We start from the raw sequence: 14,716 nt of genomic DNA, 5'->3' as shown, positions 1-14,716 counted from the left end.
GGCTGGGCTGGCAAGGGTTACACCCACCAAGGTTTGGCGCCCGTTCTCGGATCGATATCAGTCCAGGGAGCAATCCAGATTCGATTATCCTCTACGCGGACGCGAACCAACTTTAAGGGACGGTCTGCGGGACCGCGTACTACGGAACCGTCGGGACTGTAGCGCGATCCGTGACAGGGACATTGGAATTGTTCGTCTCTCCCGTTCCACGGGAAGGTACAGCCGAGGTGAGTGCAGTTGTTGACGATGCCGCGATCGTCGAGGGTACCGTTCGCTTTCACGGTTAAATAGGTCGGTTCTCCGGCGAGTCCGGCGATTAAGGCGCGGGTACCGACGGGTTCGCTTAAAATCTGGCTCGCGGGAATCACGTGACCGAGTTTATCTTTGGCGAGAATGGCGCCGTCGCTGCTGTCGCTTTCTTTCGGCGGGACGAAGTATTTCGCTGCCGGATACAGGGCGCCCCCCGCACTGGCGGCGACGGCGGCTCCGGTCAGAAAGTTGAGCAGTTTGCGCCGGGACATTGAAGGGTTGGAATAACTGAAACTATCTTGCACGATCGCATCCTCCAGATTTGTCATAAATTTTTACATCTTGCTATATAGCTTAATAGTGATTTAGTTAATTAGTCAAGTAAAAATGGGATCGATCTTGAAAAATTTTTGCAGTAAATGCGGGCAAAGCCTTGTCCTTGAAGGGGTTTAACCCTTTAAAAAAATAAAAAACCTCGATCGCCCCCCAGGGATGGCGACGCTCGTGGTGGCGGCTTTCGTGTCTCGGTTGCCCCACGGCTTGGCAGTGGAATCGCGATCGGGTCTTGTCAATCCCCCCGTAGTATGATTAAATAAGTATCTAGTTATAAATAGTCGTTAAGATTCGATCGCCCGTCAGGTCGGTCTTCGGGATCGCCGCAATCGGCATCGGGTCTACCGGATGGAGGATAAAAAAACAAATGGCACAAATCGTGGTCATCGGGGGCGGAATTGGGGGATTGCCGACAGCCTATGAGTTGCGACATCTCCTCGGGAAAAAGCATCGAGTCACGTTAATTTCCGATCGCGCGCAATTCACCTTTATTCCCTCCTTACCGTGGGTGGGAATGGATTTAATGCCCCTAGAACGGGTGCAAGTAGACCTGGCAACCGCCTTGGGACGTCAGGGGATCGAATGGATTCACGACCGCGTCGAGGCGATCGATCTCGAAGGGCAACAACTGCACGTCAGCGATCGCGCGATCGCTTACGACTATCTGATCGTAGCCACCGGAGCCGAATTAGCCGTCGATGCCGTCAGTGGCTTGGGACCGCACGGCGGTTATACACAGTCCGTGTGCAACCCGCAACACGCCTTAATCGCTCGCGACGCTTGGAAAGCGTTTTTAAAAAATCCCGGACCGTTAGTGGTCGGCGCCGTACCGGGAGCCAGTTGCATGGGTCCGGCGTATGAATTTGCGTTATTAGCCGATTTTATCTTGAGGAAGTACGGCTTGCGCGATCGCGTTCCGATTACCTTCATCACCCCGGAACCCTATGCGGGACATCTCGGGATTGGGGGGATGGCGAACTCCTCAGAAATGGTCACCGCCTTGATGAAAAAACGCGAGGTGACGTTGATGGAGAATACCGCAATTACTTCGATCGAGCGCGATCGCGTCTGCTTGAGTAACGGCGAGTCGGTTCCCTTTGCCTATTCAATGCTCTTGCCCCCATTTCGCGGCCCTCGCTTCGTGCGATCGACCCCCGGACTCGGCGATGAAAACGGCTTTATTCCCGTGTTACCCACCGGGCGCCACCGGGATTTTCCCTCGGTCTATGCCGCCGGGATTGCAGTGGCGATCGCCCCGCCGGAAGTCACCCCCCTGCCCTTGGGCGTTCCCAAAACCGGACAAATGACCGAAGCGATGGGAATGGCGGCGGCTCACAATATCGCCCTCGAACTCGGTGTCATGGGCGGCAAACCCGTCAAACCGACCTTAGAAGCGATTTGCATGGCCGACTTTGGCGATACGGGCTTAATTTTCATTGCCGATCCGGTTCTGCCCGATCGCAAAACCGGAAAACGCCGTCGGGCCGTGGTCAAACAGGGGCGCTGGGTGAGCTGGAGCAAACTCGCGTTCGAGACGTTTTTCCTCGCCAAAATGCGCTGGGGAATGGCAGTGCCGTGGTTCGAGCGCTTGGGACTGCGAACCTTGGGCCTGTCCCTCGTCGAACCCCTCGATCCCGACGAGGAGATCGCAGTCGAACAGGGGCGATCGCTCGCCGGAGTCGGGGGATCGAAAGTAGAAACGTAAGTTTAACTCGGAAACGGAGGTCGTCAGAGAATGAATCTATAAATTATCCGTTTGGTCTCCCCATCAGAGGTCATCTCGTCCGTTGCGATCGCGCGAACTTGACTCGCCCAGCGATCCGATTCAAACGCATTGAATTCAGCAGTCAATTTCAGGAATTTCTCTATGGAAATGAACCTCAGTCCAGACGAACTCGAATCTCTGGCTAACCGATTCAAAATTTTGGGAGAACCCGCGCGCTTGCAAATTTTATCCTCGATCTGTGGGGGAGAACGGAACGTTCAAGAAATCTGCGATCGCACGGGCTTGAACCAAGCCAACGTTTCCAAACATTTACGCCTCTTAAAAGATGCTAAAATTGTAGCGTGCAAGCGCGTCGGTGTTTGTCGTTACTATCGGGTGATCGACCCAGATTTACTCGGTTTGTGTGTCAGCGCCCGTCATCTTTTACAAGATCGAAAAATCCTGGCACATTCTTAATTAATTCTGGATTTTATCTAGGCGATCGCCCCTTCCTTTTCTAGAAAATTGCCTCGAAAGAATCGGTTACAATTTCGTAAATTTTTACAGATTTTTGTTAAAAAAATCGAACCGATTCCGTCAACCAAGAAGAGAACAATCGCGGGCGATCGCCCCCTCTCCCCGAGATTCCCCCGCCGCCGTCCGAGATCGAAGCCCATCGACCAATTTTTCTCACTTTCGCCCCTCATCGAGCAAGCAACCGTCACCAGGAGGACCCCATGCAGAGTTTAGACGATCGCCACTGGCACCCCCCCAAATCTTTACCGTTACTCCTCGGCGGACTTGTCGTGATTGTCGCCAGTTCCTCGGCAGCAGGCTGGTGGTTGGCGAATACAGTCCAACGGGAACCCGTCGAATCAGCCGCCGTGGCGACGACCCCGGAAGCGATCGCCGTCCGGGTCGCCCCGGCGATCGAACAAACGACCCAAGCCGATCGCAGCGCCATCGGCAGCACGGAAGCGATCGACACCGTAACCGTGACCAGTCGGGTGATGGGGCAGATTCAACGCTTATCCGTAGAAGAAGGCGATCGCGTGAGCCAGGGAGATATTTTGGTCGAGATCGACGCCAAAGATATCCAAGCTGAAAGCAATCGGGCCACCGCCGCGATCGCCCAAGCTCAAGCCTCCGTGACCGTGGCGCGATCGGCGCAAATCCAGGCGATCGCCGGAAAAAATCAAGCCGTCGCCGCGCGATCGCAAGCCGAAGCCCAATTCAATCAAGCGATCGCCAATCGCAACCAGGCGCAAGCGCAAAAGCGGCAAGCGCAAGCCGAACGAGAACGGGCGATCGCCGCCAAACGCGAAGCCGAAGCGCAACTGAGCGAAGCCGAAGCCGAACTCGCCGACGCCAAATTACATCAACAGCGCATGAGCTTGTTATATTCCCAAGGCGCGATCAGCGAGTCCCAACTCGACACTGCCAATACCCGCGTCAGCGTCATCGAAGCGCGCATCGGGCAAATTGAAGCGGGAATCGACCAAGCCGACCGCGCGGTCGCCCAAACCGAAGCGGGAATCGAACAAGCGGAAGCGGCGATCGCCCAAGCTGAGGCGGGAGTCGAACGGGCTCGGTCTCAAGTGAGCCAAGCGGACGCGGCGATCGAACAAGCTCAAGGGGCCGTAGACCAAGCCGAAGCCAGCATCGCCCAAGCCCGCGCCGGAGTCGAACAAGCCCAAGCCAGCCAAGAACAGACGATCGCCAATTTAGATTACGGTACGGTCAAGGCGCCCTTCGATGGCGTCGTCACCCGCAAACATACCGAAGTCGGCGCCATGGCGGGGCCGGGACAACCGTTAGTCACCCTCGAAAGTACGGAAAAATTGCGCTTTAGCGCCGCCATCCCCGAATCCTTCGTCAAACAAGTGCGCCAGGGAGACGATTTCGAGGTCGAGTTCGACGCGATCGATCGCGTCGTAAGCGGACAAGTCACCCAGATTATCCCCTCCGCCGACCCGACCGCTCACAACTTTACCGTCAAAATTGCCCTGGAGTACGAGCCGGATTTGATTCCCGGAATGTTCGGACGTATCCGCCTGAGTGCGAAACCTTCCGTCGGCGAGCAAGGGGCGTACTGGAGCGCCTTAAGCGTTCCCAAAACGGCGATCGTCGAACGCATGGGGATTACGGGGGTGTATAAAGTGGTTGACGATCGCGCCCGCTTCCAGGCGATCGCCACGGGTAGCGAAACGGGCGATCGGGTCGAAGTGTTTTCCGGTTTGGAACGCGGCGATCGCGTCATCCTCCAACCCTCCGCCGACTTGAAAGATGGCACGACCGTGACCGTCACCAACTCGTAGTGAGGATCGCTGTCAATGGGGTGGCAATTTGCTAAAAAATTGCTACCCCATTGACCGTGATTTTGTAGCAAAGTTCAAGCAAAGTTCAAAAACCTTTATTATGTGGCATTCTAATTTTTCCAAACTTTCCAATTTTTCCAAACTTTCCAAACTATTTATCGGTCTGTGTTTGGCTCTTTTTCTCCTCGGTTGGCATCCTCAAAGCGCCAACGCGCAAACCAATCCCCAGGAGTTAGCCAAAGCCGTTCGCGAAATCGAATATCTCGACTCGATGCGATCGGAGTTGGCGGCGACCATCGACCCCAACACCGAACCGACGATGCAAACGATGAAAGAAGTTTGCAAACCCGTCGGGATGCGAGCGAAAGAATTAGCTAAAGAAAACAACTGGCAAGTCAAACAAATTGCCAAAAAATATCGCAATCCCGCTCACGCACCCGACGGAATGAAAGCCGAAGTCGCCCTCAATAAATTCGACCTCGATTCCGATTTAGTCGGTTTCTGGGATCGCGAAACGATCGACGGTCGCGAAGGAACCCGTTATTATCGCCGGATTAATGTAGAAGCGAGTTGTTTAGCCTGTCACGGCGCTAAAAACGATCGCCCCCAATTTGTCAAAGACAACTATCCCAACGATTTAGCCTATAATTTCAACCCTGGCGATTTACGCGGGATGTACTCGGTCTTTATTCCCGACGTGCGCGAAGCCATCGACGCGGCGATCGCCCCTCAATAGGGAACGGCGATCGTTAATTTTAGCTTAAATTAATCCAAAAGGCGGCCCGAATGGCTGCCTTTTGTGGTTTAATCCCCTAACACTTCATCCGGTGTATCCGCTCGATCGCCGGATAAGTTTTATAATTTAACCATCTAAAATCTAAAATCTAAAATCTAAAATTCCCCATGAGCTTACTCCGATGAAAAAACAAGTATTCGTTTGCCAAAATCGCTGTTGTCGCCAGTACGGAAGCGATCGCGTCCTTGCCGCTTTTCAACGAGATCCGGTAGAAGGAGTCACCGTTAAAACATGCGGTTGTACCGGACATTGTGGTAACGGTCCGATGGTTCTCGTCGAACCCGATGGGATTTGGTATTGGCGAGTGCATCCCGATGAAGTCCCGACTATTATCGAGCGACATCTTCGCGGCGGTCAACCTGTTAAAGGGATGTTATATCCTAAAGTTCATCATGGTTAAAATCTTTCAAGTTACATCGAATTTAATTATTTATTTTAACATCAATTGAAACTTTAAATCAGGGGCGATCGCTTCAGGGAGGGAGAGGGTTTTGGTACTGGAAACCATTAAATTTTGGTATCGCAATACACAGGCAAAATCGCAAGACTGGTTAACGAATCCCGAAGGCAATGGATCGGGCAAGCCAACGCAAAATTTACCCGTCGATATTACCCGGCAACTCCAGCGCAAAAGTGAAGAACTGCCGACGGCGATCGCCCATCAAAAAGCGTTAAAAGATTCATTTAGCAAAGCTTTTGAAAATTGGCGCAGCGATCCCGAAGCCCCGAATAGCCTAGTGGTTCTCGGCAGCCCCACGGATCGCCTTCCCCTGCTTTTTTGCGAAACTCTTGCCACCCAAATCGAGCGTCAGTGGATCCACGAGCGATCGCTGGATTGGGAAAGAAGACCCTCCGATTATGCGAGTTTAAGCGTGCAGTTAAAACAGGCGATCGGCGAGACTCAGATCGGTTTTTCCGACGAGGGATCGACCGATATTTTAGAGAAACGGCAAAGCTTGGTGATTGTCCCGCAATTAGAATGGTGTTTTTTGCGGTGTATTGAAGGATTAGAAGCGATCGAATTACTCCGGGAAATGATTTTTACCGATTCTTCTCGATTTTGGTTGATCGGGTGCAATCGGTGGTCTTGGCAATATTTTGATTATGTTTCTAAACTGAGTGCATATTTAGGCGATCGCCTCTCTTTACCCGGCTTAAATGCCGAAGAATTAAAAACTTGGCTCGATCCGATTTTAAATTCCCTAAACTTTGAATTTTCTGAAGAATTTGACGAAGAAAAAATCGATAAATTTTGGCAGCAATATTTTAGCTACTTGGCTCATCTTTCCTCAGGAATTCCCAGTGTAGCTGGCGATGTATGGTGGCGATCGCTCGTTTGTCCGCAACCGTCGGAAGACGAGGAAGAAAAATCGGAAGCGATCGCAGAATCATCGCTCAAAACGATAAAAATTATTCCTAAAATACCCAAACTTCCCGATTTACCGAGTTTACTCCCGGAAGATCGCTACTTGCTGTATTCTTTATTACTTCACGGAGGCATGAGTTTATCTCATTTAGCCTTAAGTTTAGGAGAAAGTGAAACAACCGTGCAAGCGAGAGTGCATTTTTTGTGGTTGGCGGATGCGATCGAACGGAAAAAAGATTTTCTTTGGGTCAATCCCGCCTATTATCCAAAATTACGAGATCTTTTGGATAGCAATAACTTTTTAGTCGGTAAGGATAACATTTAATTTTAGTCGATTCGATCTTCAAAGTGAATTGTTGCGATCGGGTAAAAATCAGATATACCCTTTAAAAATAATTCCCAATTCTAGAAAATATTGTTTTCTTTTCCCGTAATATTTATCTTCATTCTTCCCTTTTGCCTTTTGGCTTTATAGATATTTCCAATGAAAACCCTATTTTTACTCCAAAGTAACGGCAATTCAAATCAAGCAACGGGACTCGAATCCCTCACCGAAATCACGCTTTATAAAATCACGATCGCCGTCGTCGTTGTCGCCGCGACTTACGGCATATTGTGGGCGAATGAAAAACTGATTGCTTGGGTTTCGGAAAAAGTCCCGAGTCGCTTTCGTTTGGGGGTCAAGCAGTCCTTACCCTTTTGCCGTGCGGTGATTATTTTAATAGCAGTTTTAACCCTGGTTCGTTTATTTGTCCGCTTGTCGGCGAATAATTTATTAGCGTTGACGGGAACGACTGCAGTAGCGTTAGGTTTTGCATTTAAAGATTATGCCAGTTCTTTAATTGCTGGATTTATTGCCTTATTTGAAGGGCCGTACCGGGTAGGCGATCGCGTGGCTATTGGCGAGCATTATGGTGAAATTGTCAGTTATGGATTGCGTGGGGTTCGTTTAAAAACCCCTGATGATAATTTAGTGACAATTCCCCACAATAAAATCTGGACCGATCCGATTTCTAATGCGAATGCGGGGGAGTTAGAAGCGCAAGCGGTCACCCATTTTTACTTAGCGCATGAGGTTGACGTAGAATTGGTGATGAAAATCCTCTATCAAGCCGCTTATACGAGCAAATACACGCAATTAAAATTACCGATTGTCGTGATTTTGTCAGAAAAGCCCTGGGGAAGTCATTTTCAGGTCAAATCTTATCCGATGGATGCTAGAGATGAGTTTATCTATCAAACGGATCTGATCGAACGGGCGAAACAAACGTTTGCTAAATATGGGGTCGAGTATCCATCGGTTTGGAGTGATTGGAGCGATCGCCCGTAAGGAGAAAATGACCTGAAATCAACTTGCAAATCAACATAGCGGAAAAAAAGTTAAGACGACGGACGTCAATTACGCCCGTCGTCTTCATTCGTTCGGTGACCGATCGAGTTATCTTTTAGTTATCATTTAAGGTCGCCGACGAGTTGTTTTTCCGGTAATTCCGTGTATTGGGCGACAATTTCGCGGAAGCGATCGCCTTCGATAGTTTCTTCATCGATGAGTAAATCGACCAAGCGATCCATCAACTCGCGATGTCGATCGAGAATGTGACGGGCTTTTTCATAGCAATGGACGGCGATCGCGCGGACTTGGCGGTCAATTTTGGTCGCTAATTCTTCCGAACATTCCGATTTCGACATGAAATCGCGACCTAAAAAGACTTCGTTATTCTCATTTTCCAACGCCACCGGACCGAGATCGGACATTCCGTAGCGGGTGACCATTTCCCGCGCCAACTCGCTGACCACCCGCAGGTCATTACTGGCGCCGATGGTCACTTCCGAATCGCCGAAGACCACATCTTCCGACGCCCTCCCGCCGAGGGTAATTGTAATCCGATCCATCAACCAGGCGCGGGTATACAAGCCGCTATCGATCATTTCTTCGTCAAACCGTTGTTGGGCGAAACCGCCGACCCCGCCGGAACGAGGAATGATCGTCACTTTGTTTAAGGGGTCGGAATGTTCGAGCAAGGTCATCAGCAAGGCGTGACCGACTTCGTGATAAGCGATCAGGCGTTTTTTCTTGCTGTCGAGTAAGGGAGTCAGGCGCAAACCGACGGTGACGCGATCGATGGCGTCTTCAATTTCCAACTCGCCGATCGCCTCTTTATGGCGTCGCGCCGTTAAAATTGCCGCCTCGTTGAGCAAGTTCGCCAAATCGGCGCCGGAGAACCCGGGGGTCCGACGGGCGATCCGTTCGATCGAAACGTCGGAGGCGAGCTTTTTATTGCGCGCGTGAACTTTGAGAATACCCAAGCGCCCGTTATAACTGGGTAAATCGACGGTCACCTGGCGATCGAAACGTCCGGGACGCAGTAAGGCGCGATCGAGAACATCCGGGCGGTTGGTCGCGGCGATAATAATAATTCCGGTATTGCCTTCGAACCCGTCCATTTCCGTAAGTAATTGGTTGAGGGTTTGTTCCCGTTCGTCGTTTCCGCCGCCAATTCCAGCGCCCCGTTGGCGACCGACCGCATCGATTTCGTCGATAAAGACGATACACGGGGCATTTTCTTTGGCTTTTTTAAATAAATCCCGGACGCGGGAGGCGCCGACGCCGACGAACATTTCCACGAATTCGGAACCGGAGATGCTGAAAAAGGGGACTCCGGCTTCTCCAGAAATGGCTTTGGCGAGTAAGGTTTTCCCGGTTCCCGGCGGACCGATGAGCAAGACGCCTTTGGGAATTTTGGCGCCGACGGCGGTAAAGCGTTCGGGTTTTTTGAGGAAGCTGACGACTTCTTGCAGTTCTTCTTTAGCTTCTTCGATTCCGGCGACGTCGTCGAAGAGGACTCCGGTTTTGGCTTCCATTTGAAAGCGGGCCCGGGATTTGCCAAAGTTCATCGCTTGATTTCCCGCTTGGGACGATCGCCGCAAAATGGTCATCAAACCGCCGATCAGGAGCAGGATGAGGAGTAAATGGGCGACGATACTGAAAGCCATCGTGCGATCGGCGGACGGTTGGACGTCGAAGGCGATGATTTCGCCGCCCTGACGGTTTTGTTGGTGGATTTTTTGAAATAATTCCGGGTAGCGATCGAACAGAAGAACTTGTTTTTCACCTTTGACGCCTTTGAGTTCGACAGTGGCGATCCGTTGTTCGGGATCGATCGCCACGCTTTCGACTTCGTTGGCTTCAATTTTTTCTAAAAGTTGGCTGTAACTGAGGTTTTCGCTTTTATTTTGGGCGATCGCCGCCCCCCCAAATAAGGCGCCTTGGGCGATCGCGACGGAGGCGACGACGGTTAACATGCGTCGGGCGAATTCAAGGGTCAGGGGCGATCGCGCCCGACCCCGCGATTTCTCTTTCGGGGGACTCCCTGTAGTGTTGAGTCTCGAACGACCTCGATCGCGCACCCCACGTTTATCGGCTTTGAGCATTTCCCACTCGATCCATTGTTTCCAAACACCTTTCATAGTCGATTGCCTTTGAGCTGCTGCCTCGGAGCGATCGCTCAGTGCTTTCTGGCTCGAACCTCTGGCAGTCCTTGAATAGAACGTCTTCACCCTATAGTGTAACGCCGTAGACCCAAACTGGCTTTTGCTCGGCTGTGGTCTCTCTTGCATCGCTTTGAATGGCTTCTCGGGATCGTTGACCCGCTTTCTCGATGGGGACACGACGGGCGATCGGCTGTCGGCGCATAGACTTGTGTGAGGACAATTGACGAATTTTAGATGGGAGATTGAGAGGTAGATATAGAATGTACTCGTTCGTCTGGCCGCGATCGTGCGGTTGGACTCTCTCCCAGTGATGGGGGGATTCAATTGAAGCCACCTGCGTGTGGGGGCGCTAAAAACTCAGTTTCTGGGTAGATCGCAGACAAATTTATTAACCTATTGATGTTTCACATACTCTTTAAATAAAGCTGGAACCGCCAACAGCAACTCCCCACGATCGTCGCAGACTTTTTCGATTAAACCCCGTTTTCGTAAAGACTGGATCGCAGTCAAAAAATCCGCATCCCGTAGGGGCGATTCGCGAATCGCCCCTACGGGTTTCTGGAAAATATCGGCGGCTTCTTGGTTGGCTAACCATTGAATGACTATTTTTTCAGATGCGGATAACCGTTGATAATATTCTTGTAATATCGGGTCTAAGTCTCCTAAGCATAAACTGGGATAGGATAAGAAGCGATCGACGCTGCCATTAAATAAGTCTTCGATGGTAGTCGCAAGAATATTCAACCAGGACGGGTTGCCCCCATAGAGTCGGATCAATTCTCCCCATTTCTCTTCATCTTTCAATCCTTTATTGCTTAATATTTCTGCTGCATCTTCTGACAACCCGCCCAGTTGTAAGCTCCGGCAATGGCGATTTTCTCCTTCTAAAGTAGCAATTTCTTTGAGCTTTTCCCAACTCAGTAAGAGAAAGCAACTGTTATGAGGCTATCGCCCAATTTCTTTTAAGAATTTTCCATAACTTGCGTTGTCTGGCAGATAAGTGCCTGCCAATTCCCCAGAAGCAAACAGTTCTTGGAAATCGTCGAGAATAATCAGGCAGCGATTTAAACGTAAATAGTCGATGAGGGATGATGATTTAGTTTCTTGATTTTGAGAAAAAAACTGGATTAAGTTTATTTTTAGAGAATTCAGGGCAAAACTGTTGTTGCAGTTGCGCCAGACAATATATAGCAATCCTAAGTCATTTGTGGCAAAAATCCATAAGAATATAGCTTAGGGAAATCAAAAACTTGGCCATCAGCAAATATCTTGAATAGCTCTTTAACTCTTTTAAATGAATCACATAAAAAATAAAATGTTCTCAAGAAATTTTTAGTTTGCAGCCAAATATCTTCAACTGGATTTTGCTCGGGAGCATTCGGAGCAAACTTCGTACAAGTAATCAACCATTCATCTTCTTCTAAGCCTTCATTTAGCTCTTTTAAAAAATCTCGAAATTGTTGAGAGTCGTGATACCTGGCACCATCCCAAAAAATGGCTAATTTTTGTCCCGGTCTTTGTTCTCGTAAGTATTGTATAAACTGAATGGTATTGTCGGTATCGGCTTTCGGGTATTCTTGAAGAATAAATTCATGAGTTTGGTAATCTAAAGCGCCATAATAACTTTGGCGACTTTTTTGGTTTTTAATGGGAATTTCGACTCTTATATCTTTTCTTCCCCAAACAAAACCCAAGACGTCTCCCCAAAGAAGATGACATTCATCAATCATAAACACAGCAAGCTTTCCAGCTTTGATATCCTCTTCCCAGTCCTTAAGCTTCTTTTGAATTTCTTCTTCTTTTTTTTTGACTAGCTTTTCATCTTTGGCTGGATTCTTTTTTTGCGACTTTTTCCAGCTCATGCCAGCCGCTTTCAGCAAGTCATAATAACTTTGATTTGAAGAATAAATCACGTTGTATTCTTGCTGCAAATATCGTTTTAAGTCAGACAATCTCAAATACTCTTGTTGTCTTATCCATGAAGTGATTTGTGTTTTTTCTTCCGGTTTTAGATAGCCTTTACTTCCTTTGTATTGAAGATTCAAACTCTCAACACCCTCAAAAATTGCTTTATTTTTCCATTGACTAACGAAGCTCGAAGAAACATTTAATATTTCTTCAATTTTCTTAGAGGGTTGACCAGATAATTTCATTTTGGCTGCCAATGCTCTCTTCATTTCTTTGGTATTTGTGGTATTTTCAATGAAATTATCTAGCTCGTCTATGATATTCATGAGGTCTGTCTGATATTGAGAATCTTCCGTGTATATTATAACAAAAAAAGCTTCCATGAATCATTTAGGACTGCTATAGTCAAACTTATCTTTAATGTTTTCGACCAGTTCTCTAGCTAGGCTTGTTTTGCCTATTCCCGGCAATCCAAAAATATTAACAACGCGGATTTTTTCGTCAATACTCCACTGTTTCAACAGGTTGATTTCTGCCGTGCGATTTTGGAAATGTTGCAGTTCCGGGGCTTCGGTTAAATCGTGACGTTGTTCTGGTTGCGTGCTGGTAGAAGCGGAGGTGGAGATGGGCGATCGGGTTTTTGTCGCTTTTTTGGCTTTTGGATAAGGGCAATGTTCTTGACAGAAGTTAACGTGAGTAATTTGTGCGCTGTCACTGACACTAAAATTTAAAATATTGGAAAATTTTATTCTTTCTAAGGTAGATTTAAAATTTCTTTTTTTGACCTCTTCCCCTAACACATCCGACAATAACTTCCATAATTCCGCAGCGACTCTTTTAGTATGGTCTTTAGTGCAGTGATAATCCTCGGCGATTTGCTTGTAACTTTGATTCTCTAAAGTTCCTTCTAAGATAGTGCGTTGCAGTGAGTCGAGACGCTTTCCTGTTTTAGCAAAAACCCGATCGTCCGTCCATTCGATCGCTTCCTGAATCTCCATAAGTGTTAGATAAGGTAATCCAGTAGTTAAGATTTGACGTTACTTTATCACACTAAATACAACTTTTGCCACCAAATACCACTTTTTGTCACCAAGCAGGAAGCCAAAAGCTGGAAAAACTCCCCACCAAATGCCACCGCGTCTAGGGTCACGAAATAAAAATTGCGTGGCAAAATCATAGATATGTAGCCAAAAAACGATCGTACATATAGGGTTCCTTAACTATAAACGCTATGTAAGCTTTACCATAAGGGGAATTATGCAATGATTGTAAGCTGGTTTTCTAAAGACTCCTCTGATGGTGATCAGAAAATCACCCCCGAGGATAAACGGCGAATAGTTGCTCAGTTTAAAGAATGGTTGCCGCGCATTCTGGCAGTGCCGGAAGTACAGGAAATGATGACTTTCGATCGAGTGATTAGTTATTTCCAGAGCGATCGCCCCTCAAATTCTGCGGTCAAGAATGGAGTAATTATCCGTCAACCACACGCTGAAGGTCAAGTGTTAGGGCAGATATTTTTAGATCGATATAACCAGATTGTTTGCCGTCAAGATGGCAGTCCATACGGTCGTCAGATAGTTGCGAAAACCTTAGACCCGAAATTGAGCAATGCTTTCGGCGATCGAGATTTTGTGTTTGTCCAATTAAAAGAGAAAAATTTACCGGGCGATCGCATTGAACAGGATGTTTTTAGTCAATTTGGGGATTTGTTGCGCGATCTGCTGAGATTACCAGAAGTTATCCCAGAGATTACCTATGATGATGCCATAAAATATTTCGTGAGCGATCGACCCCGAAATTCAAGAATTAAGAAAGGCGCGATCCTGCGTAAGGCTCATTTCCAAGGCTATCATATCGTCCAAATGTTTCTGGACAAAAACAATGAATTGGTTTGTGACTCACTTGGTAAACCCTACGGTCGCCAGTTTGTTGCTAGAAAGTTAGACGAAGAATTGCAAGAGTGCTTTGGTGACAAAGATTTAATTATTGTGGAATAAGGAGGAAAAGATGGATCCTATATCAATTTTGACTTGGGCTGCTGTATGGGCAATGGTATCAGTGATGGTTCATGTAACTGTTACCATGATCCTATTAACTCTAGATGAAGTTTTCAGTTGGTTTCGTAAACATGCTTATTTAGTCACTGGAAATGATATAGGTTTTACTGCATTTAAAAATCTCGGAGATAAAATTGGAATTGCAATGAACGACCCTGAGAGTTATACAACCATTCAAGGAGTATTTAGTCCAAGTTTGAACAAAATCAAAGAGGCTAGAGTGGTTAAATCATCCTATGTTGATTTAGACTTTCTTAGAAATCATGAATACGGTAGAAGAGAAATAAAACTTTACACTTCTTAAAGTTTTTTGGATTGCTCAATATCGAAATAGGAACTCTCGCTTTATTGTTTATTCAGGGTAAACGCATCTAATTCGGACAATTTCATATATAGGGCTTTACTTACATGTCATACGCTATATATGGATCCAGCAGTCTCAATAAGGGGCAGACTATTGATAATTTTGGCAAGAAGAGGCTAGAAAATGGC

General features: G+C 47.9%; 14 protein-coding genes. 9 read left to right on the top strand and 5 right to left on the bottom strand.

Translation table 11 applies throughout. The features are described from left to right. Positions 1-17: 17 nt before the first annotated feature. The gene (gene petC, locus HCG48_RS08870) at positions 18-578 is read right to left on the bottom strand and encodes a cytochrome b6-f complex iron-sulfur subunit (RefSeq protein WP_210437201.1); all 561 of its coding nucleotides are present in this window, start codon (positions 576-578) and stop codon (positions 18-20) included. A gap of 371 nt (positions 579-949) precedes the next feature. Between petC and HCG48_RS08865 the strand changes: the two genes are divergently transcribed. From HCG48_RS08865 to HCG48_RS08835, 7 genes are all read left to right on the top strand, one after another. Continuing rightward, entirely contained in the window at positions 950-2,287 is a 1,338-nt protein-coding gene (locus HCG48_RS08865) for an NAD(P)/FAD-dependent oxidoreductase (protein ID WP_168568832.1), read from the top strand. Between the two features lie 162 nt (positions 2,288-2,449). Beyond that, a complete protein-coding gene (locus tag HCG48_RS08860; protein ID WP_168568831.1) occupies positions 2,450-2,764 on the top strand; it encodes an ArsR/SmtB family transcription factor in 315 nt (104 codons plus the stop codon). Positions 2,765-3,024: 260 nt separating this feature from the next. Continuing rightward, positions 3,025-4,605: an efflux RND transporter periplasmic adaptor subunit gene (locus HCG48_RS08855; RefSeq protein ID WP_168568830.1), complete on the top strand. Its 1,581-nt coding sequence runs from the start codon at positions 3,025-3,027 to the stop codon at positions 4,603-4,605. Positions 4,606-4,705: 100 nt separating this feature from the next. Continuing rightward, entirely contained in the window at positions 4,706-5,341 is a 636-nt protein-coding gene (locus tag HCG48_RS08850) for a Tll0287-like domain-containing protein (protein ID WP_168568829.1), read from the top strand. A 181-nt stretch (positions 5,342-5,522) separates the two neighbouring features. Beyond that, positions 5,523-5,801 (top strand): (2Fe-2S) ferredoxin domain-containing protein, encoded by a 279-nt coding sequence (locus HCG48_RS08845; protein ID WP_168568828.1) that lies wholly within the window; start codon positions 5,523-5,525, stop codon positions 5,799-5,801. Between the two features lie 91 nt (positions 5,802-5,892). Beyond that, positions 5,893-7,092 (top strand): hypothetical protein, encoded by a 1,200-nt coding sequence (locus HCG48_RS08840; RefSeq protein ID WP_168568827.1) that lies wholly within the window; start codon positions 5,893-5,895, stop codon positions 7,090-7,092. Positions 7,093-7,251: 159 nt separating this feature from the next. Continuing rightward, positions 7,252-8,097 (top strand): mechanosensitive ion channel family protein, encoded by an 846-nt coding sequence (locus tag HCG48_RS08835; RefSeq protein WP_168568826.1) that lies wholly within the window; start codon positions 7,252-7,254, stop codon positions 8,095-8,097. Between the two features lie 122 nt (positions 8,098-8,219). On the opposite strand, the gene ftsH is transcribed toward HCG48_RS08835, so the two are convergent. From ftsH to HCG48_RS08815, 4 genes are all read right to left on the bottom strand, one after another. Beyond that, on the bottom strand, positions 8,220-10,235 hold the full coding sequence (gene ftsH, locus HCG48_RS08830; protein WP_168568825.1) for an ATP-dependent zinc metalloprotease FtsH: 2,016 nt from the start codon (positions 10,233-10,235) through the stop codon (positions 8,220-8,222). A 417-nt stretch (positions 10,236-10,652) separates the two neighbouring features. Further along, a complete protein-coding gene (locus HCG48_RS08825) occupies positions 10,653-11,102 on the bottom strand; it encodes a hypothetical protein (RefSeq protein ID WP_168568824.1) in 450 nt (149 codons plus the stop codon). Between the two features lie 353 nt (positions 11,103-11,455). Then, on the bottom strand, positions 11,456-12,493 hold the full coding sequence (locus HCG48_RS08820; RefSeq protein WP_168571816.1) for an IS630 family transposase: 1,038 nt from the start codon (positions 12,491-12,493) through the stop codon (positions 11,456-11,458). A gap of 60 nt (positions 12,494-12,553) precedes the next feature. After that, positions 12,554-13,165 carry a helix-turn-helix domain-containing protein gene (locus HCG48_RS08815; RefSeq protein WP_168568823.1) on the bottom strand — a complete coding sequence of 204 codons (612 nt, stop codon included), beginning with the start codon at positions 13,163-13,165 and terminating at the stop codon, positions 12,554-12,556. Between the two features lie 264 nt (positions 13,166-13,429). Here HCG48_RS08815 and HCG48_RS08810 point away from each other — a divergent pair, with 264 nt between their 5' ends. Together HCG48_RS08810 and HCG48_RS08805 are read left to right on the top strand one after the other, a co-directional pair. Then, entirely contained in the window at positions 13,430-14,164 is a 735-nt protein-coding gene (locus HCG48_RS08810; protein WP_168568822.1) for a hypothetical protein, read from the top strand. A gap of 10 nt (positions 14,165-14,174) precedes the next feature. Continuing rightward, positions 14,175-14,528, top strand: a complete 354-nt coding sequence (locus tag HCG48_RS08805; RefSeq protein ID WP_168568821.1) for a hypothetical protein — start codon at positions 14,175-14,177, stop codon at positions 14,526-14,528. Positions 14,529-14,716 lie beyond the last annotated feature (188 nt).

This window comes from Oxynema aestuarii AP17 (assembly GCF_012295525.1).
GTDB classification, from domain to species: Bacteria; Cyanobacteriota; Cyanobacteriia; order Cyanobacteriales; family Laspinemataceae; genus Oxynema; species Oxynema aestuarii.
The sequence above is the reverse complement of the archived record's forward strand: the minus strand, read 5'-3'. Positions and strand labels throughout refer to the sequence as shown.